A 22,503-nucleotide genomic window follows, 5' to 3' on the forward strand; every position below is an offset into this window, starting at 1 on the left:
TCTATTATGAGCGAAACCAATAACTCGAACGAGGTCGTCGTCAGCATCAAGAATCTCCAGAAGGCCTTTGGCGATAACGTGGTCCTGCGCGACATCGATCTGGATGTGCACAAGGGTGAGGTCGTCGTGGTCCTGGGCCCCTCGGGCTCGGGCAAGTCGACGATGCTTCGCTGCATTAACCGTCTTGAGGAGCCCACGAGCGGCTCGATTGTCGTCGAGGGCGTGGATGTGTGCGCCAAGGGCGTCGACCTCAATAAGGTGCGTACGCACTTGGGCATGGTGTTTCAGCAGTTCAATCTGTTCCCGCACCTGTCGGTCAAAAAGAACGTCATGCTTGCGCAACAAAAGGTGCTCAAGCGCAGCAAGGAAGAGGCCGAGAAGATTGCCGTCGAGGAGCTGACCAAGGTCGGTCTGGCCGAGCGCATCGATTTTATGCCGAGCCAGCTTTCGGGCGGTCAACAGCAGCGCGTGGCCATCGCCCGCGCCCTGTCGATGAATCCGCACGTGATGCTCTTTGACGAGGCTACGTCGGCGCTTGACCCCGAGCTCGTCCGCGACGTTCTGGGTGTCATGCGCGATCTTGCGCGTGACGGCATGACGATGATCGTGGTGACGCACGAGATGGGCTTTGCCCGCGACGTCGCCGACCGCGTCGTCTTTATGGACGGCGGCGTTATCGTGGAGGAGGGCACGCCGAGCGAGGTCTTCGACCATCCCAAGAGCGAGCGCACCAAGGCGTTTTTGGGCAACATCTCGTAGCTGCTTTATGTGGCTGACATAGCAGAAAACTGCAAACATCATTGTGCTTGCCGTAATTGCCGCCGGCTTATTTTTTGGATTCCGGCGTATTGTCGCATCGACGCATGGCACATGCTGTTGCGGCGATGGGGCGGGCAGAAAGAAGATCAAGAGGGTCGCGGTCGCGGACACCGATGTGTCTCACTATCCCTATAGCGATGAACTGCTTATTGGCGGTATGAGCTGCCGCGGCTGCGCGCAAAATGTGACGAACGCCCTCAACGCTCTCGATGGCATTTGGGCTACGGTGACGTATACAGACCACACGGCGTGCATCCGTTCTAAAAACCCGATCGATCGTGAGGCGCTTGAGGCTGCCGTGAGGGATGCGGCTATTACGTCATAAAGCCGTAGGGCCGGGCGTACGCTTGCGCTTAGGCTCGGCCGCGCAGCTCGATGTCTTGGATATCGTCGAAGCCGATGGCGATGTCTCGGAGTTTGAGCAGCTTGAACGCGGGGAGCACTTCGTCGAGAATGCCGGTGCGGCTGCGATAGCCGTATGTATCGTAATAAGTAACGCGCACCAAGTCGCCGCGTTTGAGGCCCTCGAGCTTTTTTGAAAGCTCGAGGGCTTTTTCTTCCGTGAGTTCGCATTTGGGCTCAACAGAGATCTCTTGTTTGCGCACGAGCTCATAGTATCCCGTGAGGGCGGCAAAGGGCATAAACTGCGCGGCGCGGTTGGCGCGAACGGCACCGTTGGCGGTGAGCCTGGGGTCGGCGGCGCGACGTCTTCCCTCGGGGTCCGCCAGGCGTTCAAAAGGTGTCGGCGGCCGCATCGGCTGTTGTTGGGCCTTAGGCACGGTGTCCTCCTACCTGATCGTTGCGTTCGCGTGCGGTGGCGCCGGCGGTAAAGCTTAATCCCTTGACCAGGGCGTTCTTGCCGTACTTGCCCTTCACGGCCAGAACGGCGCGGGCCAGGTCGCGCTCGCGCTCATCGGCCTTAACATCGCTGAACAGATCGATGGTGGCAAATTCCTCGGGCATGAGGTTGCCAAAGCCCAAATTGATGCGCTTGACCGGTCGTTTGGGATCGACGGTCTGCGCCCAGAGCTCATCGAAATAGCCCATGATCTTCTTAAACGAATTGGTGCGCCCGGGCAGCTTGCGCGAAGCGTTAGAGTGCGCAAAGAGCGCGGCATAGCCGCCACGCGGTTTGCCGCCATGCTCTCCCACAAAGATGCCGTCGATTGCCTGTGCCTCGCGCACCAGACGGCGTCGTTCGTCATCGCGCTGGACGGGCTTGGGTGCACGGGGTGCGAGCTCGGGGCCGGCGGTTGCGGCGGGTTCGATGCTCGACGTGCTCGAACGCAAATGTCCGCGTCCGTCTACATATTGCGCTGTGCCGCTGGCGTCGAGGCGGCGTATGTCGGCGCGCTCGCTCGCGTAGCCCACAAAGAGCGAGATGCTGTCGCAGACCACGTGCTTATCGACCAAGTCCAGTACGGCGGCATCGACCATCTCGCGCAAGACGGTGTAGGCCTGCTCGTAGGCATAACCCTTCGAGAGCACTTGTCCTGTGGTGGTTGAAGTTGCCTGCGGGCGATAGGCCTGAATATCGGCGATAGTTGTCGGCTCACGCCCAAAGGCGTGGTCGATGAGATACTCGGCATTGACGCCGAGTTCGTCGTAAAGCAGGTTTTCGTCGAGCGCGGCGACGCCCATCAGATCGTATACCCCGTACTTTTCGAGGCGGGCTGCCACGCCGGGGCCGATGCCCCAGATATCGGTGATGGGGCGATGGGGCCAGATCTCCTTGCGAAAGGTCTCGTCGTCGAGTATGCCGATGCGGCTGGGTACGTGCTTAGCGGTAATGTCGAGCGCCACCTTGGCCTGGAATAGGTTGGGGCCGATGCCGACTGTCGCCGTGATGCCGGTGCGCGCGAGGACCTCATCGCGCAGCATGCAGGCAAAGCTTTTGGCATTGGTATGGTAGAGCTCTAGATAGGGTGTCACGTCGATAAAGCACTCGTCAATTGAGTAGACGTGAACGTCTTGCGGACTGACGTATTCCAGGTAGATACCGTAGATCTGCGCCGACACCTCCATGTAGTGCTGCATGCGCGGTACGGCCTTGATGTAGTCGATGCCGTCGGGAATCTCGAACAGGCGGCAGCGGTTGTGTATCCCGAGGTCTTTCATGGCCTGGGTAATGGCGAGGCAGATGGTCGTACGCCCGCGTGATTCGTCGGCAACGACCAGGTGGGTGGTGAGCGGATCGAGCCCGCGGTCAACGCACTCGACGCTGGCGTAAAACGTCTTGAGGTCGATGCAGATATAGGTGTGACGCCCGTCCCCCACGCGTTCTCCCATCAAACACATGTTCTTATCGAATACATGTTCGATAATACCCGCTCGTCCGGACATCGTCAAAACCTGCCAAAAAGGGACAGGTTTATTTTGGTAGGTAAAACGCTTGACCGACCAAAACAAACCTGTCCCTTTTTGGCAGGTATGGTCGGGCGGTTGCATCGGGTTTTAACGCAGCTCTAAAGAGCGCGAAACAGCCCGGAAAACCTCGCTTCGTAGCATGAGCCTAACGATCGATACCACCATAAAGCACGGAAGGGTTGTGGGGATAATGGTCAACTATGGGTTTGGTATGCCGACGCGCCTTGTTGCGGATGGAGACGTGGCTCGCTGGTGTGGACGATTGGTCGCTCACTACGGCGGCACCAAGGCGCTGGTGGTGCTGGGTGGCGACAAACATACGCGCGATGAGCTTGTCTCGGCGGCGCTCGGCTCGCTTGACCGAGCTCTGCTCGAGCGCGTGCTTTTTCGTTGCGGCTCGGTTGAGGGCGACGGGGGAGACGAGCTGATCGACGAAGCTGTGGCCCTGGCGACCGACGAAGGCGTGGACTTTGTCCTGGCGATCGGCGATGCCGATACTGCTGGCTTTGCGCGCGAACTCGCGCGTCGCATGGCGGCGCTCGATGCCGGCGAAGACGGTTTTGTCCCTTATGGATGTATTGTCTCGGAGGGCAAAGTGCCTGCCGTCGTGGGGGCCGGCGAGGTTCCCGTTTTTGCCATCATCGCTCCCGAACTGCTTGAGGGCATTGGGTCTCCTCTGCGTGAGTTGCTCGGCAGCGTGTGCGCCGCGGCGTAGGAGGGCGTTATGCCGTATGTTCAGCTTGCTGTTGCTATAGCTTGCGAAAGTTCGTTTTGGCCATGAAGGCAAGGCGCCATCTTATGACAGGGTCGCCGCCGCTTTGACATTTGATGCATGGTGATTCATGCCTGTTTGCCGCCTGGAGCCCACGGTATGGCGCGCCTTGCGCGCGCAGGCGAATGGCGGCATGCCGTTTTGCCGGGGACGAAGCGGGCTGAGCTTGAGGCTAACGTTGCAGAAATCTATAGATTGCACAACAGATGTTCCCATCAAGAGCGTTTGGTTCTGGAGGAACTTCGTAATGAGACGGCGATGCTTGATAGATATTCCACAAGTCTCTGTTGGGTCGCTGAGAGGGTCGATCCTTCTGCCGCTGGCTGGATAGCTTCGAATTCCCGCGTCGATGACGTGCGGATGCGACGTCCCGACTGATTCGTTTTCCGATAAAGTCCTGTTTTTATTTTCGTCTCGGATAATTGCTCGCGTCTAGGCAGATGCTAATGGCGAGAATGCCGCTAGCAGAATTGATCAACATTTTCTACAACCTCAGTGCTATTTTAGATCACACAAATTGAGAGCTTTATTGTGTAAGGGGAGCAGATTGTCCAGCCGGCCAGTATCGTGTGCTATCGATTTTGTTAAAAGCAATAGCCACCTACGTATTGGTCTTGTTGATGCCGATTTAATCGATCATGGCACGCGCCATCCAAACCTGGTTCTTCTTAAACTGAGTGGATATTTCAAGGCGAGGGGTCATAGCGTCGAGCTGATCGAGGCGTTTGAAGCAGTCCCAGATTACGATATCGTTTTCATCTCTTGCGTTTTCACATTTACGAACATACCGGAAGGCTTATTGGCCCTTCCAAACGTTGTCTATGGCGGTACGGGTTTTTATGAAGACGGCGGAGAAAACCTACCGGATGAGGTGGAGCATTTTCATCCCGATTACAGCCTGTATCAGTCGTTTGTCGAAAAGCAGCTTGCTTCCGGCAGGAGGCGTAGCCAATATGCTGACTACCTTGATTACTCGATTGGTTTTACTACGAGAGGTTGTTTTAGAAAGTGCAGCTTCTGCGTAAACCAAAAGTACGATCACGCCTTTAAGCACTCGCCTGTTTCTGAGTTCCTAGACGAAGACAGGCCCTACATTTATCTCTGGGATGATAATTTCTTTGCGTTTCCCGGTTGGCGAGAGATCTTGGATGAACTTCGTGAGACGGGCAAGCCGTTTCAGTTTCGCCAAGGTCTTGACGTGCGTCTTATGACCGATGCGAAGGCAAAAGCTCTTTCCGGCTGCCGTTATCACGGGGATTATATTTTCGCCTTCGACCACATCGAAGACCGTGAGCTCATAGAAAGAAAGCTGCGCATTTGGCGAACTTGGTCAGATAAGGGTACCCGTCTGTATGTTTTGAGCGGCTATGATTCTCAGGACGCGCAAGATATTGCCAATGTGTTCGAACGCATCTCGATTCTAATGAAATACGGCTGCCTACCGTATATCATGCGGTATGAAAAATACAAAGAGTCTCCTTTACGAGGCTTATATGTCACCATTGCCCGATGGTGCAACCAACCGCAGTTCTTCAAAAAGAAATCGTTTCGAGAATTCTGCGAGGCAAACCAAGCGCTCCACAAAACGAAGGGGACGCTTTGCTCCGCTTATGCGGCAATGACTTCATTTGAACAAGAGTATCCAGAAATCGCAAAACGCTATTTTGATTTGAAATTTGAGGAAAGAAATATGCTTCGCTGGTATGGAAGGCAGTTTATTGGTACCCCTTCTAAGGACGTTGACGATATCCAGCGAAATGCATGGGCACGGTTTGCCACTGGGGAGTCAAGTACTGAAGAAGTTCTAGCAGCTTATTATGCCAAAAACCTTGATATTGTTTGGTTGGCAAGTGCTGGCGAAATGAGTTCCGGGGGGGGGCTTTCGAAGGAGCTGTTCTCGCTGCTGCGTGAAGCGAGCCTCAGGCAAGTGTTCCATGCCGTTTGTAGTCTGCAACCGTGCGAGTTGATTACGGCTGCCAATATTCCACAGTTTAGCAACCTAGAGGCCCTCGATGCTGCTGTGCGTATTCTCACGCTGATTGGCGAGCCCCTCACGTTTGAGAAGCTCGGCATTTACCTGACTGGCGATAGAGGCAAAAAGGCTACGGCAAACATCAAATATGGTGAGAACCATGGAAAGCTAGCAACGCTTCTCGACCTCGCTGATGTAAAAGGCGAACGGAGGGGGATCGAGATCGTGGCGTCTCCGTTTTCCGACCTGTACTGCGCTCTTCCGGATGATGAAAAGCAGAATATGCTTGCAAAGCTGTGCTTCCGCATCCCGGTTATTAGAGAGCTGCTATGTGATGCGGCGAAGGCCGATGATGGGGAACCGGTTTATATCGAGGATTATCTAAGACCATTGTCGGATTCGACGAAAAAGCGGCGAGCTCCCAACGTTGCGGGCCTCCTTCGCTTGATTGACGGTCAGTGCGGTACTGAAGACCGGGCACTATCTGTTGCCATTTCACGGATCGGCAGGCGCTGATGGGTCTGAAGGAGCTGCATATCGGAACATCTTATGAGACGCTTGGGGATGTGGACCCCGTATCCGACTTCTATATACCGGCACTTTCACAGGCTGTTGAATATGACCGAAGTGTAGGGTTTTTCTCGTCTGCAAGTCTTGCTCTTGCGGCTAGGGGCGTCGCGGGGTTAATTCATAACGGCGGGACCATGCGCCTGATTGTTAGCCCAAATCTAAACGAGCGTGATATCGATGCGATTAGGCAAGCTGCCAACAATCCGGATGAGGTAATTGAAGACATAGCAAGCGAGCTCCTTGGGAATATTGACGCCCTTGCCGATGAAATCGAGCGTGACCATGTCAAGGCGCTCGGTTGGATGCTTGCAAAAGGGCTTCTGGAAATGAAGATTGCCGTGATCGTTGATGAAGACGGCAATGTACGGGCTGGCCAGCTCTATCATCAAAAAATCGGCCTTATTGAGGATTGTGACGGCGATGCGCTCTCATTTAGCGGCTCGGTAAACGAGACGGCGTCGGGATGGCTGCTTAACTGCGAAGAGTTCAAGGTGTTCAAAAGCTGGGAGCCGGGACAACTCGATTTTTATCAATCTGATCGGGCAAAATTTGAATCACTTTGGAATGGTGAACATAAGAGCGTAAAGACGTTCGTCCCAACGCATTCGTTTTGCGAGAAGCTCGTTTCTGCTGGCGCCAATTTTGAACTCGAGCATAGCGTTATTGCCAATTATCGTCGAACTCGCAAGCAAGCGCGGATCTCTCTCTTTCCTTACCAAAAAGAGGCGCTTGAAGCATGGCTTGCGAATGACGGTAGGTTGTTATTCGAGATGGCGACGGGGACCGGTAAAACGCGCACCGCCCTTGCTTGTGTTGGGGAGCTTCTTGCTCGAGAGAAGAAGTTTGTCTGCATCGTTGCTACGCCGCAGAGTACATTGTCGCGTCAATGGGAGAAGGAGACCGCCGCTTTAGGGCTGCAGTTCGACAAATCTGTATTTGCCGATTCATCTGCCGGACCGAGCGCTCGTTGGCTTAAGGAAATCTCTTCGGCGATTTCCAGGATACGCATAGGGCGATCGTCGAGCTTGATTATCTATACCACCCACAAGAGCGCATGCAGCAAGAAGCTGCTAGATATTATCAACAAGCTCCCTGATACGGTGGCTACATGCATCGTCGGCGACGAGGTCCATGGAATGGGCTCGCCGAAGCAGCGCGCCGGGCTTTTGGAGAGGTATCGGTATCGAATTGGCCTGTCTGCTACGCCGTCCCGTTGGTTTGATGAGGATGGAACCGAGCTCATTCGCAGATACTTTGGTGACAGGTCTTTTGTGTTTACGATTGCTCAGGCTCAAAACACTATTAATCCGATAACAGGTGATACGTTCCTCTGTCCCTATGAGTATCATCTTGTGTTTTCTAGCTTGAACGACGAAGAGCTAGATAAATACTGTGCTTTGACGAAGAGGATTGTGGCGGCTAAGAATAGCCCACTGCCAGATGCGGAAGAGCATGTCGAAAAGCTTCTTCGCGATAGGGCAGAAATCAAAAAAGATGCCGCTTCGAAGATGGTCCACTTTGAAGACTTGATTGATTCGGTTGATTTGACCGGAGCAATCGTTTTCACTTCGCCCCACAGAATCTCGGAAGTGTGTTTGATGCTCGGTTCGCATGAGATTGCGGCGCATCGTTTTACCGAAGAAGAGGGAACGGCGAAGCGGGCGGAGTATGGCGGTCTGAGCGAGCGTGAGTATCTTTTGGACGCATTCAGGCAGGGCGACATTCAAACGCTCGTGGCAATCAAATGCCTTGACGAGGGCATCGACATTCCCGAAGCGAAAACGGCCGTTTTGCTGTCGAGCAGCACGAATCCGCGCGAGTACGTCCAAAGGGTGGGCAGGGTGATTCGCCGACACCCCGGAAAGAAGATTGCCCATATCTACGATTTCGTAATTGAGCCGGATTGGAAACGAATCAAAGAAATGGGCGGCATTGAACTCGAGAAAAAGCTGTTCAAGCAAGAGATGGTTCGCATCGAAGACATGCGCGCGAATGCAGTGAACAGCACTGATTTGTTATTTGAGGTACAGGACCGTTTGAGGAGGGCAAATGGCTATTAATCGGCAAGTACTCGAAAGCGTCAAAAAGGAATGCACGGGCGATCAAGCCATGCTCCATTTCCTGCTTGAGCTTATTTCGTACGAAATGGAAGGAAACGGCAGCTATCGAAAGCGGTATGAGCAGGAGCTGGATTCCGCGGTAAGGAAGAGCGATGAGATTCAAGCAGATTGAGATTCACAACTATCGTCAGTATCGTGATCTGACACTTGAGTTTCGTCCGGGCGATCACGACCTGCAGTTAATCGTTGCCGATAACGGCGTTGGCAAGACAAATTTGCTCAATGCATTTACTTGGTGTTTATACGGTGATGAGCCTCACCTCGGCAACAGCAAGTATGACGCCGGAGAGCCCAAGCTAAACAAGGAGGTTATCGCCGAGTGCGTTCAGAATGGCGTTTGGGTGGAAAACGTTAGCGTTGTTGTGACCGTCGAGCTGGGCGATACGAAGAATACTACCGTAAAGATTAGACGTTTTGTTCCATTTCGCTTGCTTCAGAAAGATAAGCTAGAGTTCCTTGAGAAAAAGGCCGACGAGCGGTTTACGGTAACAGTGACGAATGGGGTTGATGGCCAAGCTCGTTCACTTAAGAATGAAGGAGCAACGGCATACATCAATCGCTATCTTCCCGAATCAATTCGAGAGTATTTCTTTTTTGATGGTGAGCAGCTCAATACCTATTTTCAGGAGACAAAGGGCGATCGCATCAAAGAAGCGGTGTATTCAATTTCGCAGATTGATGTGCTGTCGAGGACGATCGACCATCTAAAGGCGACCGTTTCCGGAAAGAAAAGGGATGCGTCTTCAGCTTCAAGCAGCACGGAACAAACTTACAAGAAACTCAGCGAGTTTGAAGAGACCCGCAATGGGTGTATCAAACAGATAGAGGATAAGGAGGCCAGCTTGTCTGAGGCGAAGCGGCGGCTGGCTGATATCGACGGACAGCTGCGCGGCGTTGAGGATGTGCGTGGCATCGAGAACGAGCGGGAGGCGGCTCTAGAGCTCGAAGGAAGATTCAATGATCGCTATGAACAGGACCGAGCTAAATACTACGAATTCGCTCGTAAGATGATGGTTGATTTTAACCTTTATCCCGTTGCGAAGAAGACTCTCGATGTCATTGAAAGGATGGAGAGAGAGGGGCATCTGCCTCCTTCGATCGACCCCGAAAAGCTTCAAAAGGCTCTCAACATGGGCACATGCACGTTGTGCGGCCATTCCTTAAATGAAGAAGAGCGTTTGCATATTAAGGCCATGCTCGATCAATTTAAGGTGAGTAGCGAAACATCGAATATTCTCTCGTCGATGCGAAGTGAACTTAAAAGAATTGTCGATTCCGTTAAACGATACCCAGACGAGCGAAAACGGGCTCTTCAACCACTTCTGAAAGATGAACAAGACCTCGACCAAATTGGCCGTCAGCTTAATGACATCAATGCGCGAATTGCAAAGTTTGCTGAATCTTCGGATGATTTGAAGCGTCTCTTCGAAGAGAGGGAGCAGCTCGATAGGGAAATAGATCTGCTGAATCAAGGTATCGGCGCGTTTCAAAGCAATAAGTCCGAGATGGATGGAAAAATCTCGGTGTGGGAGAAAAAGCTAAAAACAGAGCTTGAGAAGGACAAGAAGACGGAGGCAGCAAATCGGGCAATCTCATTTGGCAATCGTGCGCTCAACGTATTAAAGGCCGCCGAAAAGGCGATCGTTGATGACGTGAGAAAGCGAATGGAGTCGCGTACAGAGGCTCTGTTTAAGGGGCTTGTTTGGAAGAACTCCAAGTGCGACCGCGTTGAGCTGACGGAGCGTTATCAGTTGTCGCTCTATGACAGGCAAGGTTATTCGTGTGCGGGAACTTGCTCCGCAGCGGAGAGATCATTGCTTGCACTTTCTTTTACATTGGCAATGCACGAAGTCTCGGGGTTTGATTCCCCGTTGTTCATTGACACGCCCATTGCGCGTGCTTCTGGTGAAAACAGGGAAAACTTCGCAAAAACGCTGGTTGAAGTAAGCAAGAACAAGCAACTTATCTTAGCGTTTACACCGGATGAGTATTCCGAGGCGATTTCGCGCGAGTTTGAACCAGCCATCGCGACGTATACGCGCTTGCGCTTGAACGAGCAAGAGTCGGAGGTCATGAAGGAGGTCGAGTATCGTGGCTAATGAGAGCACGCCTTTCGCTACTATTCTCAATACGACTGATGAGGCATTTGAGGGCATCGTAAAGACCATGAGTTCATTCCCTCTGTTTGACGGAATGACAAATGAGGACAAGATGCTGTTTGCTTTGGCTTTGGGTTATCACGAGGGCCTTAAGCCTGAGCTGAGGAGGCCGAGGGGTCTGACAAGGGCGGCTTATTTATCCGACAAATTCAAGGCAGTTGCCAATGCAATTAATCTCGCAGATGCCGGATTTGAAAACACGGAAGTCGTTCGAGACAGGAAGGCCGCGTCTTCTCTTGTAGAGCGCTATGCCAACGGTGGATTTCAATTGCTCGAAGGAGAGGTAACTGAGCTTTCTGATGCAGAGGCGGTTGCCGACGATTATGTTGCACGTATGGATGAGATGTACGAGGAGTATACGGGGGAGAAGATCGACTGATGTAGCGGACTCGTGACCTTGCGTTTTAAAGTGTTCGGCAAGGCGGGATGTTCATTCCGACAGTGGTTCAAACCGACTTGTCGTGTTGGGATTGACACACGTGCGGGCTCAAAGTCAGAATGCGCAAATGGATGCAGCCGGATGGTCTTGTTTTGAGAACCATCCGGCTGCATCCTTTTTGTTCTATGGGCGATCTGACAGCCTATGGGTTTTGGGCCCGGGTGACGCATAATTTCTTTCGCAAATTGACAACCGCATAGCGGAACACGGCCCATACCCCGTCATATGATTTCTAGCGACTAAACAACAAATCACCGACGAAGGGGGCACGGGCCGTGTCTGCGAACATCGTATCAGTCGACGAGGAGTCGCTGCGCAACGACATAAAGAATCTGGTGAGGAAGACCGTCGAGGAGACGCTCAACGCACTGCTCGACGAGGAGGCGTCCGAGCTCGTCGGGGCCGGGCGCTACGAGAGGACGGCGGGCCGGGAGGCCTACCGCAGCGGCCACTACACGAGGAGGCTCGTCACGGGCGCCGGGGAAGTCGAGCTCAGCGTGCCGAAGCTCCGCGGGGCGACCTTCCAGACGGCCGTCATCGAGCGCTACCGCAGGCGCGAGACCTCGGTCGAGGAGGCCATCGTCGAGATGTACCTGGCGGGCGTCTCGACCAGGAGGATCGAGGACGTCTCCGAGCTCCTGTGGGGAGCGCCGGTGTCCTCCGGCACCGTCTCCAACCTCAACGAGAGGGCCTTCGCGTCCATCGAGGCCTGGCGGCAGAGGCCGCTCGATGGCGGCTACCCCTACGTCTTCGTCGACGGCATCTACCTCAAGCGCAGCTGGGGAGGGTCCTACGAGAACGTGGCCGTGCTGGTCGCCATCGGCGTCAACTCCGCCGGCGACCGGGAGGTCATCGGCTGCTCCGAGGGGTACACCGAGTCCGCGGAGTCCTGGCGCGAGTTCTTCTCCTGGCTCAAGGGGCGCGGGCTCTCCGGCGTACGGCTCGTCACCGGCGACAAGTGCGCGGGGATGCTCGGTGCGCTCGAGGAGGTGTTCCCCGGGGCCCGCTACCAGCGCTGCACGGTGCATTTCTACCGCAACGTGCTGGGAAGGGTTCCCGTGACCAGGCGGAAGGCCGCGGCGCGCATGCTGAAGGCGATCCACGCGCAGGAATCGCGCGAGGCATGCGCCAGAAAGGCCGAGGAGGTGGCGGAGGAGCTGGAATCGATGAGGCTCGGGGCGGCCGCGAGGACGGTGCGCGACGGGTTCGCCGAGACGCTTGCCTACACGGAATTCCCACCGGAGCACTGGCGCCGGATCAGGACGAACAACGGGATCGAGCGCATCAACCGCGAGATCAGGAGGAGGACGAGGGTCGTCGGGACCTTCCCGGACGGCAACTCGGCCCTCATGCTAGTGACGGCGAGGCTGAAGTACATAGTGGAGCACGAGTGGGGCAAGAGGAGGTATCTGGACATGTCGAAGCTGGAGGAGATGGACGAGCTGAGGGGAAAGGCGGAGGGCTAGAAGAGGACGGGGCGGGAGACGACTAAATCAATTTGCGAAAGAATCTTGACGGTACCTGGGCCCGGTCGTTTTGGCGGACCCGCGCGGTAAAATCTCGTGCTCCATTGTTTCCCTTTGAATGGTAATCGACCGGAAACTGCTCGTTAACAGGGCAAATCTCAGGACAGGCGCTGTTGGTAACCGATGAACGAGAGGGGTTTGGTGTTGCCATGTCCAGGATTGTCGAACATCCCATTATGGGTGCTCCCATCAAGGGGAGTCGAGTCGTTTTCACCTACGACGGCGTTGAGATGGAGGGATACGAGGGCGAACCGATTGCCATGGCGCTCAAGGCCGCAGGCGTCGAGGTCCATCGCTTTACCGCCAAGCGTCACGAGCCGCGAGGCATCTTTTGCGCGATCGGACGTTGTACCGACTGCGTCATGGTCGTGGACGGTAAGCCCAACGTGCGCACATGCATGACGCCGCTTGCCGCCGGTATGGACGTGCGTACGCAAGATGGCGTGGCCCCGCTCGATTTGGATGACCCGCGCGCCGAGGCCTTGGTTGCCGAGGCGGCCGCAAGTCCTGCTGCCGTAAGGGAGGATGAGTAGTATGGAACGCCATGATCTGGTTGTGGTCGGCGCCGGCCCCAGCGGTCTTTCCGCTGCCATCGAGGCTGCCAAGCGCAGGCTCGACGTCGTCGTGTTTGACGAGAATGCTCGCCCTGGCGGTCAGCTGTTCAGACAGATTCACAAGTTCGTGGTGATTCCGGCGGTGCTCATGTATTACCTGGATATCGAGGTTGCCGCGGTGCCGCACTTGGCACAGCTAGCGCGCCGCGTGTGGGGCGTTGACGAGGCGGGCGATATGGCCGTCGCCCGTATCATCAGCATGATGCTCGCCTAATACCTGCCAGGAAGGGACAGGTTTATTTTGGTAGGTAAAGCGTTTGACCTGCCAAAATAAACCTGTCCCTTTTTGGTCGGTCGCCGTTTGGGGGCGGATTGGCAACGCTGGCTGATTACGGTCTTGACCTGCGCTAGAATAGGGGCATCTGATTATCCGGGCGCATGGAGGTTTGCGCCCGTATGTTGAGGAGGACTTTATGGCAACTGTTGCCGCACCTATCGACGCTACGTCGACCGCCGCTTGGAAGGCGCTCGAGGCTCATCAGGAGAAGCTTGAGGCCGAAGGTATCGACCTCAAGGCCTGGTTCGCCGCCGATGCAGAGCGCGTGAACAAGCTGAGCTTTGACGCCGGTGACCTGCACTTCGACCTGTCCAAGAACCTGGTGACCGATGAGACCGTCAAGCTGCTGTGCGATCTTGCCCGCGAGGTGAAGCTCGAGGAGCGCCGCGACGCCATGTTCTCCGGCGAGCACATCAACACCACCGAGGACCGTGCCGTCCTGCACACCGCGCTGCGCCGCCCGGCAACCGAGAAGGGCCAGCTCATCGTCGACGGCCAGGACGTCGTCGCCGACGTGCACGAGGTCCTCGACCGCATGTACGCCTTTGCCGAGCGCGTGCGCTCCGGTGAGTGGAAGGGCGTTACCGGCAAGAAGATCGAGCATCTGGTGTCCATCGGCATCGGCGGCTCCGACCTGGGCCCGGTCATGGCTTACGAGGCTCTGCGCCCCTATGCCGACGCCGGTATCGACTGCCGCTATATCTCCAACATCGACCCCAACGATCAGGCCGAGAAGCTCAAGGGCCTGGATCCCGAGACCACGCTCGTGATTATCGTCTCCAAGACCTTCACCACGCTCGAGACCCTCACCAACGCTCGCGAGGTCAAGACCTGGATGCTCGAGCAGCTCAAGGCTCAGGGTGCCATCGACGGCTCCGAGGAGCAGAACGCCGAGGCCGTGGCAAAGCACTTCGTCGCCGTTTCCACCGCACTCGACAAGGTTGAGGCCTTCGGTATCGACCCCGCCAACGCCTTCGGCTTCTGGAACTGGGTCGGCGGCCGCTACTCCGTCGACTCCGCCGTGGGCCTGTCGCTGATCGTCGTGCTCGGTCCCGAGCGCTTCCAGCAGTTCCTCGAGGGTTTCCACGCCATCGACGAGTACTTCTGCAATACCCCGCTCGAGAACAACGCTGTCGCGCTGATGGGCCTGCTCAACGTCTGGTACGTCAACTTCTTCGGTTCCAAGAGCCACGCCGTGCTGCCGTACTGCCAGTACCTGCACCGCTTCCCGGCCTATCTGCAGCAGCTCACCATGGAGTCCAACGGCAAGCACGTCCGCTGGGACGGCAGCGCCGTGACCTCCGATACCGGTGAGATTTTCTGGGGCGAGCCCGGCACCAACGGTCAGCACGCCTTCTACCAGCTGCTGCACCAGGGCACCGTGGTGGTCCCGGCCGACTTTATTGCTTTCGCCAACACTGCCAACCCCGCAACTGACAGCGGCCAGGATGTTCACGAGCTGTTCCTGGGCAACTTCCTGGCCCAGACCAAGGCACTCGCCTTTGGTAAGACGGCCGATGAGGTGCGCGCCGAGGGCACGCCCGAGCAGATCGTCCCGGCCCGCTGCTTTGAGGGCAACCGTCCGACGACCTCGATCTTCGGCGATACGTTGACCCCGTTCGCACTCGGCGAGCTCATCGCCCTGTACGAGCACATCACGTTTGTCGAGGGCACGGTCTGGGGCATCGACTCCTACGACCAGTGGGGCGTCGAGCTGGGCAAGCAGCTTGCCAAGCAGATTACCCCGGCCTTCCACGACGACGCCGCCAAGGCCGAGCAGGACGCTTCGACCCAGGCGCTCATCGAGTTCTATCGCGCGCATCGTAAGTAGTCGCTGCTGTTAACGCATCGCGCCTTATAGTCAGGGGCCCGTATCCTATCGGATGCGGGCCCCTTTGCTTTGCCGTAGTCCCGGGGCGCACGGCCTTTGTGGAACATCGCCGGGGCGCCGCGCGCCGCGAGAACCCTGCGCCTAGATCTCGGCCTCCGCATGGTCTCGCTGCGCCTCGGGCAGCTCCCCGTAGAGCGGATGGTCTTCGAGCCTAAAGCGCTCGACCTGTTCGGGAGTGTGGCCGCGCACAAAGAGCCACGAGCGATCGATCGGCGTCGCCATGAGCGTGCTGGGCAGCGCGTCGGCGCGTTCGGAAAACACCCGGGCACTCTCGGGATCCTGGAACGCCAGCACCAGATGCGTGTCGCAGTTGCCCATGATGGAGCGTGCGCGTGCCTCGCCATAGAGCGCATCGAGCTGGTTGGTCGACTGCAGCAGCAGCGTTGCCCAGATGTTGCGGCTTCGGATAATCGAGAGCACGTTGTCGATCTGGGGGATCTGCAGATTTGCGAAGTCATCGAGCATAAAGCGCACGGGCACGGGCAGGCTGCCGTCGGGCTGCCTATCGGCCTCACGAATGAGGCCCATAAACGCCTGCGAAATAAAGAGGCCGGTCAGCGGATCGAGATTGCGGTCAATATCGCTCACGGTTACAAATAGGGCGCAGGGGGTGTGTCCCATGGAAGCGAAGTCCACCTGATGGCACTCACGATAGAGCTGTGCCGCACCGTCGAATCCCAGACACATGACCTTTTCGGCAAGGATGCCGACGATGCTCGCGTGCATGCGCTCGGCATTTTGCGTAATGGCGTAGCGCCGCCATAGCGAGAGGGCATAGCTTTGGGGGTCGATCGTGATCAGGTCGTCAAACAATCGACCCGTGGCACCGTCCTGCAGGTGCTCGATCAGCTTGATGACCGAGCTGATCGTCTGCTCGTCGGCGGGTAGCTGTTCGGTGACGTAGGCGATAAGACACGACAGCAGGTTTGCCGCCGCATGATCCCAAAAAGGCTGGTTGTTGTCCTCGATGGGGCAGATGGCCTTTGCCACCGAGAGGATGTCCTGCTGGTTGGGCCTGCCGTCCGCCTTGCGGCGAATGTGCCTCAGGGGGTTGTAGCCGCAGCGCTCGATGCCGGGCGCAAGGGCCGGGACGGTGTTGAGGTCGGCGAAGTTGAGACATTGCACGCGGTAGCCGTGGGCTGCCAGCACGGGTCCCACTTCGCGACAGAGCGTGCCTTTGGTGTCGAGCACGATGTAGCTTGCGTTCATTTGCAGCAGGTTGGGCTTGAGGACGTTTCGGGTCTTGCCGGCTCCCGAGGGGCCGATCACAAGTGCGTTGTTGTTGAGTCCCGTTTGGCGGGTGTCGCAGGAAAGCATTCGATCCTTGGCGAGGATGGTGGACGATGCGGACTCAGATGCGGCGAGGCGGCTGGTGAGGTTAGACATGGGCGACCTCCTTGGTGGTCGAGAGGATTTCGTGGGCAAAGCCGAGCTCGACGGCGCGCTCGGCCGAAAGGTAGGTGTCTTTTGCGGTGAGGGACTGGATGCGCTTGGGCGTGAGGCCGCTGCGGTCCGAGAGGATTTGCGTGAGGGTCTTGCGGGTCTGCATGAGACGCCGGCTGGTTTCCTGCAGCGCAAGTGCCGAGCCGCCTGCCCCCTGGGGGATCAGCGGGTCGTGAATCATGAGCTCTGCATGGGGCGCCATACGGCGATCGTCGCCGCCCATAAAGATCACGGCGCCCATGGACGCGGCGAATTCCAGGCAGACGGTGCGGATGGGGCACGATGCGAGGCGCATGGCGTCATAGATCGCAAGACCCGATCGCACGCTTCCGCCGGCGCTGGCGACAAATATGGTGATGGGGCGGCTGGGGTCGGCGGCATCGAGCAGGCGGATCTGCTGGCATAGGTCGTGGGCCATCGGGGTTTCGATGTTTCCCATGACGGAGAGCTCGCGACGGGCGAGCATCTCATCGTAAATGCTGGTGAGCGTGATACCTCGGGCGGATTCACGCATGGTGAGGGGGCTGATGATGGGGGAATGATTGGTGTCCATGAGGACTCCTTTCTGTTGGTTGTGTTGTGGAATAGGATTGTTGCCCGCGGAGGGGCTGGCGGGCTACAGGGTTCGTCCGAGCCTGAGATCGAGCTCGGTTGTGGGGCAGGCTGCCTGTTCGTACGGCTCGCAAGCGCCAAGGGCTCCAAAGCGATGGAGCGTTGCGACGGGCGTGGTGTAGGCGAGCCGCAGCTGATGCTCGACAGGGGCACATCCGTCATTTTTGTAATGAGCCGCGTAGTACTGCGCGATGCTGGCGTTCATCTCGCTGCCATTGCGATGGCGCTCAAACTGGCGTCTGCAGGTCTCGATGATCTTTGCTACCGACTTGGGTGCCGTCGCGGGAACAAGGGCGAGATAGCCCTCAAATAGCTCGTTGATGCTCAGGAGGCACAGCAGGTCGATCAGCGTCCTTATGGCTGCTCCCTCGGCGGAAAAGTGCGCGGTCATGCGGTTATATCGGTTGCGGTCGACGATGGCCGCATGGGGTCTTGGAGTTTTCTGCCCCGTGGTCCCGGGCTTTTGCCGCGCCTGTGTATTGAGCTCGACGTTGCAGCGCTTGAGGCCGTCCAACGGAAGGAACAGTGCGGTGCGCAGGGTGTTCCGCTTGCTTTCGAGTTCATGACGCTCGTCGGGTTCCCATTCGAGCTTGAGTTTCGTGTCGAGCGCCGTAAGCATATGGGCTAGGCAGCCTACGGCAAGAACGTACGAATCGTTGCCGCGTTTTGGGGCATAGGGGTCTGTCAGCTTGCGAATGTCGGGGTCGCCCATGATCTTTGTGCAGCGCTTCAGCAGTTGAGGGTGGTCGGCCAAGATCGTCGCGAGCGGTAGCGACGCGTAGTTCTTGATGGTCGCGGCGGCAAAGGCGGCGTCATATTCGTTTGCATATGCTCGCTCAATGCGGGCATCCAGAATGCTTTTCTTATCGCCGTCTTCAGCGTGGTGGTTTGTCATAGCTTCTCCAATCGGTTGATGTTCGTGCTGTTTGTTGATGTGTTGGTTGTCGTGAGTGATGTGCTTGCCGTGGGTGATGTGCTGACGTTGGGGTGCTATGCGGTTTTCAATGAGCCCGTGAGACAGTTGCTGCAGGGGCGGGATGGAACGGCCCATGCAAGGCGGAAGGCATCGTGCTCAAAATCGAGACAGCAATGCCCTAGGTGCCTCACATGTGGCAGTTACCTCATTAAGTTGTCATTACGTTTGGGGTTGTACTTTGCCGATCTTCCTTCTCTTACACGCTAAAACTCAAACTTCATATGCTCGATCTACTTAAAACCGCAACGGCGGTCTTTTATCAACTTATATGTCGGAACGCGTCTTTGCAAGTACTTTTTTGCCTTTGTTTCAAATGGGGTGGTTTTGCAACCGTCATACGTGCGCTGTGCGAACGTGCCCCGGCTCGGATAAGATAGTGCGCGATAAAAACGATGCAAGGAGGCGCATATGGCAATCAAAGCCATCGCAATGGATATCGACGGTACGCTCACCAACGACCAAAAGGTCATCAGCCCGCGTACGCGCGAGAAGCTGCTCGCGGCGCAGGAGTCGGGCATTAAGCTCATTTTGGCTTCGGGCCGTCCCGCATGGGGGCTGCACGCCTTGGCGCAGGAGCTCGACCTTCATAACCATGACGGTCTGCTGGTGGCCTTTAATGGCGCTCACGTCGTCGATGCCCAGACCGACGAGGTGCTGTTCGATCAGGCTATGCCTGCCGACGAATTGCATCACCTGATTGATCATCTGCGCAATTTCGACGTGATCCCTATGATTTCGCTCGGTCGCGATCTGTATGTCGAGGATTCGTACCGCTGCATGATTACGCTGCCGGATGGCTCGCAGAAGAATATCGTCAAGTATGAACGCGACGCGTGCGATCTTAAGATTCGCGAGGTGGAGAGCCTGCATGAGGTCGTGGACACTTATCCCGTGGACAAGCTGCTCACTGCGGGCGACCCGGCCTATCTGCAAGCGCATCACGAGGAGATGTATGCGCCCTTTACTCAGACGCTTTCGGGTATGTTTACGGCCGACTGGTATTTTGAGTTTACGGCGCCCGGTATCGACAAGGCCCGCGCGCTCGAGGGTGCCCTGCCCAAGCTCGGCATCGATGCCAGCGAGGTCGTATCGTTTGGCGACGGCCAGAACGACAAGTCCATGATTGAGTGGGCCGGCACCGGTGTTGCCATGGGCAACGCGGTTGACGAGGTTAAGGCCGTGGCCCAGATGGTGACTGCCAATAACAACGAAGACGGCATTGCGGTGGCGCTGGATAAGCTGCTGGGTTAGAATCGCCGATTAATGCATGGTTCGGGCGCCTGCTTACAGGCGCCCTTTTGTTAGGGAGGGTGCCGTGTCCGCATTTCCGTTCGACGCCGTTATCTTTGACATGGACGGTGTCATTGTCGATACCGAGTATTACTACCTGGGCGAGACCGCTGCGTTTGCCAAGGAGCTTGGGCTTAACCTGACTCAAGAGGAGTTGAACGGACAGGTCGGTACCTCGCATCAGTTCTTCCTGCATATGCTGGTCGATTGGTTTGAGCGCGCCGGTAAGGGGCATTTCACTGGCGAGGAAGCGTTGGCCCGTTGGGACGAGTGGGCGCATAAGCGTCCGCGCGACTATCAGGCTTTGATTAACCCAGGCGCCGTGGATACGATTCGAGAGCTGCCGCGCCGCGGCGTTCGCGTGGCGCTTGCCAGCTCGTCTCCCATGGATAGCATCGAGGAAGTGCTCAATGCGTGCGGGCTGTCGGATGCCTTTGAGTATGTGGTGAGCGGCGAGCAGTTTAAGGAGAGCAAGCCCGAGCCCGACATCTACCTGCATGCGCTGGACCTGCTGGGACTGCCCGCGAATCGCTGCTGCTGCGTTGAGGATTCGGTGCCTGGTATCACTGCCGGCAAGCGAGCCGGCCTGACGGTCATTGCCAAGCGCGAAGAACGCTTCGGCTTTAGCCAAGATGCCGCGGACAAGATTATCGACCAGCTGCCGGAGCTGCTGGAGCTTGCGTAGGACTTGGACGGCACGTCTACCGTCATAATGGTATCGTTGTCGTCTTTTTGCATACAGGGGCTAGCGAAGGTCAAAAACAGAGTGCGCATTTGCTAAAACTGCCGACTCAATGTGCTTTGCGCTGCAGTTTTTGAGTGAGGCGATGCGCATCGAGGTCCTTGTGAGCGATTTGATGAGCGACTGCGCGCTTGTTTTTGTGTTTGCTTCGGCTGGTGCATCGGTCTCGAGCAGTAAACGATCGAGTGGAATCTGTCGTGCGTATTCGCGTCCTCGTTTAGACGCGAGCATGCGTTCGTTGACAGAAAAATAGCAGCCCACATTACGCGCGCGGACGAGTTCGTCCGAAGTACCGCTAAACCAGTGGAAGATGATAGCGGGGGAGTCGGGGCTTGGGATGAGTAGACCATGCGATTCGAGGACGTCCAGTACGGTTCCTGCCGAACGAACGGCGTGAATGGACAGAACGCGATCGGGGAGCGGACGTTGCGATAGCGTCTGACAAAGCCGTTCGAATACCTGTGTTTGTAGCGGTTCGCTTCCGGCAAAGCGCGCGGAAAAGTCGAGCCCCACCTCGCCGATGTAGCGCTCTTGGGCAGCAACTTTGCAAAGCAGATTGACTTCGGCAGGACCGCAGCGGCCGTCGGCGAGCCACCAGGGATGGAGGCCGACGCCCGCGATAATGTTTGGGTAACGGCTGGCCCGCTTTTTTGCTGCCGCGAAGTCGCGTGGGTCGACCCCGCAATCAAAGACCCCCAGCCCTATAGCCGCAGTTTCGTCGGCAACAGCATTCGGGTAAGCCATCAAATCAAGATGGCAGTGTGCATCAATTAACCGGGGCTCCATCTCGGCGCACTCCGCTAGTCCAGGCGCTGGCCATCGGCGCGCACGTGCTCGGTGCCGCGCCCACTGATCTGGCGGATAACCTCGCCGGCAATCATCTGACCCATGATGGGCGGCATAAAGCTGGCGGTTCCCAGCTCGGTACGCTCGTGGATGTTGGAAGGGTCGCGGGGCTGTGTCTTAACCGATTCCTCGCAGCTAAACAATACATGTAGGCTCTTGATTCCGCGCTTCTTACATTCTTTGCGCATAATGCGGCTCATGGGGTCACGTACCGTATCGAAGATGTCGGCAAAGCGGAGGCACTCGGGATGGAGCTTGTTGGCCCCGCCCATGGAGCTAACCAAACGAATGTCGTGGTCCTGAGCATATTTGGCAATGGTGAGCTTGGCCGAGATGGTGTCGATGGCGTCGACGACGTAGTCGAGCTTGCCGCCCGTCTGCTCAAAAACGCTCGCAAAGAACTCGTCGATGCTGTCGCTCAACAGGTATTCGGTGCGCTTGATAACGGTGGCGGCGGGATTGATATCGCGAATCATGGCTTCCATCACGTCCACCTTGCGCTTGCCGATGGTGCTGTGGAAGGCGATGGCCTGGCGATTGATATTGCTGGGCGCGATGATGTCCTTGTCCAGAATGACGAAATGACCGATGCCGCCGCGGGCGAGTGCCTCGCAGCAATTGGAGCCCACACCTCCGCAGCCGAGCACCAGCACCGTAGTATCGGCGAGCTTATCGAGTGCCTCGCGGCCCATGATAATCTCGAGCTTGGTGTCGCGTGTCTCGATGGGAGTTGCGGCTGTGGTTTCGGTCATAGATTTCCTCCGATGGGGAGTCGGTCGTGTTTTAGCTATCGCCATTATAGGTATTATTGCGATTCCATTTGAGCCCTTGGAGCTTGTTGAAATGGGATCGGGATTCGCATAAGATTGAAGCAGATGGCACCCGTTGCCGCGGGTTGGCCAACTCCCAAACACGTTTGTAGCGTGAGAAGTGGCCGTCTTCGCATTACGCGGGGGCGGCTATTTCATTCGACCTCCAATGTGGATGCCGAGCTCCACAGCCGCGATTACAAGCAATAACAACGTCAGGACATCGTCAATACTCATAGTCCATCTCCTTCTCGGATAG

At 56.7% G+C, this 22,503-nt stretch carries 21 protein-coding genes; 14 read left to right on the forward strand and 7 right to left on the reverse strand.

Features of this window, described 5'->3' with window-relative positions; genetic code table 11:
• The first annotated feature begins 6 nt into the window (after nucleotides 1-6).
• Together ACQRC0_RS03560 and ACQRC0_RS03565 are read left to right on the forward strand one after the other, a co-directional pair.
• Complete coding sequence (locus ACQRC0_RS03560; protein ID WP_022094423.1) at nucleotides 7-759, forward strand: amino acid ABC transporter ATP-binding protein; 753 nt, start codon at nucleotides 7-9, stop codon at nucleotides 757-759.
• 175 nt (nucleotides 760-934) lie between these two features.
• The gene (locus tag ACQRC0_RS03565; RefSeq protein WP_427727794.1) at nucleotides 935-1,144 is read left to right on the forward strand and encodes a heavy-metal-associated domain-containing protein; all 210 of its coding nucleotides are present in this window, start codon (nucleotides 935-937) and stop codon (nucleotides 1,142-1,144) included.
• Nucleotides 1,145-1,172: 28 nt separating this feature from the next.
• Here the strand turns inward: ACQRC0_RS03565 and ACQRC0_RS03570 are convergent, their stop codons facing one another.
• Nucleotides 1,173-1,598, reverse strand: coding sequence for a hypothetical protein (locus ACQRC0_RS03570; protein ID WP_427727796.1), 426 nt, complete (start codon nucleotides 1,596-1,598; stop codon nucleotides 1,173-1,175).
• Entirely contained in the window at nucleotides 1,591-3,162 is a 1,572-nt protein-coding gene (locus ACQRC0_RS03575; RefSeq protein WP_427727798.1) for a DNA repair protein, read from the reverse strand. The genes ACQRC0_RS03570 and ACQRC0_RS03575 overlap by 8 nt, the downstream gene beginning before the upstream one ends.
• Before the next feature lie 214 nt (nucleotides 3,163-3,376).
• On the opposite strand from ACQRC0_RS03575, the gene ACQRC0_RS03580 reads away from it, so the two are divergent.
• The 10 genes from ACQRC0_RS03580 to pgi all read left to right on the forward strand — a co-directional run bounded on the left by ACQRC0_RS03580 (nucleotide 3,377) and on the right by pgi (nucleotide 15,466).
• The gene (locus ACQRC0_RS03580; RefSeq protein WP_427727800.1) at nucleotides 3,377-3,901 is read left to right on the forward strand and encodes an iron-containing alcohol dehydrogenase; all 525 of its coding nucleotides are present in this window, start codon (nucleotides 3,377-3,379) and stop codon (nucleotides 3,899-3,901) included.
• 604 nt (nucleotides 3,902-4,505) lie between these two features.
• Nucleotides 4,506-6,446: a hypothetical protein gene (locus ACQRC0_RS03585; RefSeq protein ID WP_427727802.1), complete on the forward strand. Its 1,941-nt coding sequence runs from the start codon at nucleotides 4,506-4,508 to the stop codon at nucleotides 6,444-6,446.
• Nucleotides 6,446-8,560: a DEAD/DEAH box helicase family protein gene (locus ACQRC0_RS03590; protein ID WP_427727804.1), complete on the forward strand. Its 2,115-nt coding sequence runs from the start codon at nucleotides 6,446-6,448 to the stop codon at nucleotides 8,558-8,560. Before ACQRC0_RS03585 ends, ACQRC0_RS03590 begins: the two co-directional genes overlap by 1 nt.
• On the forward strand, nucleotides 8,550-8,732 hold the full coding sequence (locus tag ACQRC0_RS03595; protein ID WP_427727806.1) for a hypothetical protein: 183 nt from the start codon (nucleotides 8,550-8,552) through the stop codon (nucleotides 8,730-8,732). The genes ACQRC0_RS03590 and ACQRC0_RS03595 overlap by 11 nt, the downstream gene beginning before the upstream one ends.
• Nucleotides 8,713-10,719, forward strand: a complete 2,007-nt coding sequence (locus tag ACQRC0_RS03600) for an AAA family ATPase (RefSeq protein ID WP_427727809.1) — start codon at nucleotides 8,713-8,715, stop codon at nucleotides 10,717-10,719. Before ACQRC0_RS03595 ends, ACQRC0_RS03600 begins: the two co-directional genes overlap by 20 nt.
• Entirely contained in the window at nucleotides 10,712-11,158 is a 447-nt protein-coding gene (locus tag ACQRC0_RS03605) for a hypothetical protein (RefSeq protein WP_427727811.1), read from the forward strand. The genes ACQRC0_RS03600 and ACQRC0_RS03605 overlap by 8 nt, the downstream gene beginning before the upstream one ends.
• A gap of 335 nt (nucleotides 11,159-11,493) precedes the next feature.
• Nucleotides 11,494-12,684, forward strand: coding sequence for an IS256 family transposase (locus ACQRC0_RS03610; RefSeq protein WP_427727814.1), 1,191 nt, complete (start codon nucleotides 11,494-11,496; stop codon nucleotides 12,682-12,684).
• Between the two features lie 209 nt (nucleotides 12,685-12,893).
• Complete coding sequence (locus ACQRC0_RS03615) at nucleotides 12,894-13,277, forward strand: (2Fe-2S)-binding protein (protein WP_427727816.1); 384 nt, start codon at nucleotides 12,894-12,896, stop codon at nucleotides 13,275-13,277.
• A gap of 1 nt (nucleotide 13,278) precedes the next feature.
• Nucleotides 13,279-13,572, forward strand: coding sequence for an FAD-dependent oxidoreductase (locus tag ACQRC0_RS03620; protein ID WP_427727818.1), 294 nt, complete (start codon nucleotides 13,279-13,281; stop codon nucleotides 13,570-13,572).
• Nucleotides 13,573-13,771: 199 nt separating this feature from the next.
• Nucleotides 13,772-15,466, forward strand: a complete 1,695-nt coding sequence (gene pgi, locus ACQRC0_RS03625) for a glucose-6-phosphate isomerase (protein WP_427727819.1) — start codon at nucleotides 13,772-13,774, stop codon at nucleotides 15,464-15,466.
• Nucleotides 15,467-15,607: 141 nt separating this feature from the next.
• Here pgi and ACQRC0_RS03630 read toward each other — a convergent pair whose 3' ends face one another.
• The 3 genes from ACQRC0_RS03630 to ACQRC0_RS03640 all read right to left on the reverse strand — a co-directional run bounded on the left by ACQRC0_RS03630 (nucleotide 15,608) and on the right by ACQRC0_RS03640 (nucleotide 18,476).
• Nucleotides 15,608-16,912, reverse strand: coding sequence for a VirD4-like conjugal transfer protein, CD1115 family (locus ACQRC0_RS03630; RefSeq protein WP_427718552.1), 1,305 nt, complete (start codon nucleotides 16,910-16,912; stop codon nucleotides 15,608-15,610).
• Nucleotides 16,905-17,522: an ATP-dependent Clp protease proteolytic subunit gene (locus ACQRC0_RS03635; RefSeq protein WP_427718549.1), complete on the reverse strand. Its 618-nt coding sequence runs from the start codon at nucleotides 17,520-17,522 to the stop codon at nucleotides 16,905-16,907. The genes ACQRC0_RS03630 and ACQRC0_RS03635 overlap by 8 nt, the downstream gene beginning before the upstream one ends.
• 63 nt (nucleotides 17,523-17,585) lie before the next feature.
• Nucleotides 17,586-18,476, reverse strand: a complete 891-nt coding sequence (locus ACQRC0_RS03640; RefSeq protein WP_427718547.1) for a hypothetical protein — start codon at nucleotides 18,474-18,476, stop codon at nucleotides 17,586-17,588.
• Between the two features lie 489 nt (nucleotides 18,477-18,965).
• Here ACQRC0_RS03640 and ACQRC0_RS03645 point away from each other — a divergent pair, with 489 nt between their 5' ends.
• Both ACQRC0_RS03645 and ACQRC0_RS03650 read left to right on the forward strand, forming a co-directional pair.
• The gene (locus tag ACQRC0_RS03645) at nucleotides 18,966-19,808 is read left to right on the forward strand and encodes a Cof-type HAD-IIB family hydrolase (protein WP_427727820.1); all 843 of its coding nucleotides are present in this window, start codon (nucleotides 18,966-18,968) and stop codon (nucleotides 19,806-19,808) included.
• Between the two features lie 64 nt (nucleotides 19,809-19,872).
• Complete coding sequence (locus tag ACQRC0_RS03650) at nucleotides 19,873-20,532, forward strand: HAD family hydrolase (protein ID WP_338404326.1); 660 nt, start codon at nucleotides 19,873-19,875, stop codon at nucleotides 20,530-20,532.
• 60 nt (nucleotides 20,533-20,592) lie between these two features.
• Here the strand turns inward: ACQRC0_RS03650 and ACQRC0_RS03655 are convergent, their stop codons facing one another.
• Complete coding sequence (locus tag ACQRC0_RS03655; RefSeq protein WP_427727821.1) at nucleotides 20,593-21,375, reverse strand: TatD family hydrolase; 783 nt, start codon at nucleotides 21,373-21,375, stop codon at nucleotides 20,593-20,595.
• Between the two features lie 14 nt (nucleotides 21,376-21,389).
• Nucleotides 21,390-22,187 (reverse strand): tRNA threonylcarbamoyladenosine dehydratase, encoded by a 798-nt coding sequence (locus ACQRC0_RS03660; protein ID WP_427727822.1) that lies wholly within the window; start codon nucleotides 22,185-22,187, stop codon nucleotides 21,390-21,392.
• Nucleotides 22,188-22,503 lie beyond the last annotated feature (316 nt).

The sequence above is a fragment of the Collinsella sp. SGI.033 genome, assembly GCF_050315135.1.
Lineage (GTDB): Bacteria > Actinomycetota > Coriobacteriia > Coriobacteriales > Coriobacteriaceae > Collinsella.

Excerpts from the sequence above, each read along its gene's own strand:
- ACQRC0_RS03635 (WP_427718549.1), bottom strand. The coding sequence starts at position 17,522 with ATGGACACCAATCATTCCCCCATCATCAGCCCCCTCACCATGCGTGAA.
- ACQRC0_RS03655 (WP_427727821.1), bottom strand. The coding sequence starts at position 21,375 with ATGGAGCCCCGGTTAATTGATGCACACTGCCATCTTGATTTGATGGCT.
- ACQRC0_RS03595 (WP_427727806.1), top strand. The coding sequence starts at position 8,550 with ATGGCTATTAATCGGCAAGTACTCGAAAGCGTCAAAAAGGAATGCACG.
- ACQRC0_RS03645 (WP_427727820.1), top strand. The coding sequence starts at position 18,966 with ATGGCAATCAAAGCCATCGCAATGGATATCGACGGTACGCTCACCAAC.
- ACQRC0_RS03615 (WP_427727816.1), top strand. The coding sequence starts at position 12,894 with ATGTCCAGGATTGTCGAACATCCCATTATGGGTGCTCCCATCAAGGGG.
- ACQRC0_RS03590 (WP_427727804.1), top strand. The coding sequence starts at position 6,446 with ATGGGTCTGAAGGAGCTGCATATCGGAACATCTTATGAGACGCTTGGG.
- ACQRC0_RS03660 (WP_427727822.1), bottom strand. The coding sequence starts at position 22,187 with ATGACCGAAACCACAGCCGCAACTCCCATCGAGACACGCGACACCAAG.
- ACQRC0_RS03630 (WP_427718552.1), bottom strand. The coding sequence starts at position 16,912 with ATGTCTAACCTCACCAGCCGCCTCGCCGCATCTGAGTCCGCATCGTCC.
- ACQRC0_RS03600 (WP_427727809.1), top strand. The coding sequence starts at position 8,713 with ATGAGATTCAAGCAGATTGAGATTCACAACTATCGTCAGTATCGTGAT.
- ACQRC0_RS03640 (WP_427718547.1), bottom strand. The coding sequence starts at position 18,476 with ATGACAAACCACCACGCTGAAGACGGCGATAAGAAAAGCATTCTGGAT.
- ACQRC0_RS03620 (WP_427727818.1), top strand. The coding sequence starts at position 13,279 with ATGGAACGCCATGATCTGGTTGTGGTCGGCGCCGGCCCCAGCGGTCTT.
- ACQRC0_RS03560 (WP_022094423.1), top strand. The coding sequence starts at position 7 with ATGAGCGAAACCAATAACTCGAACGAGGTCGTCGTCAGCATCAAGAAT.
- pgi (WP_427727819.1), top strand. The coding sequence starts at position 13,772 with ATGGCAACTGTTGCCGCACCTATCGACGCTACGTCGACCGCCGCTTGG.
- ACQRC0_RS03580 (WP_427727800.1), top strand. The coding sequence starts at position 3,377 with ATGGTCAACTATGGGTTTGGTATGCCGACGCGCCTTGTTGCGGATGGA.
- ACQRC0_RS03575 (WP_427727798.1), bottom strand. The coding sequence starts at position 3,162 with ATGTCCGGACGAGCGGGTATTATCGAACATGTATTCGATAAGAACATG.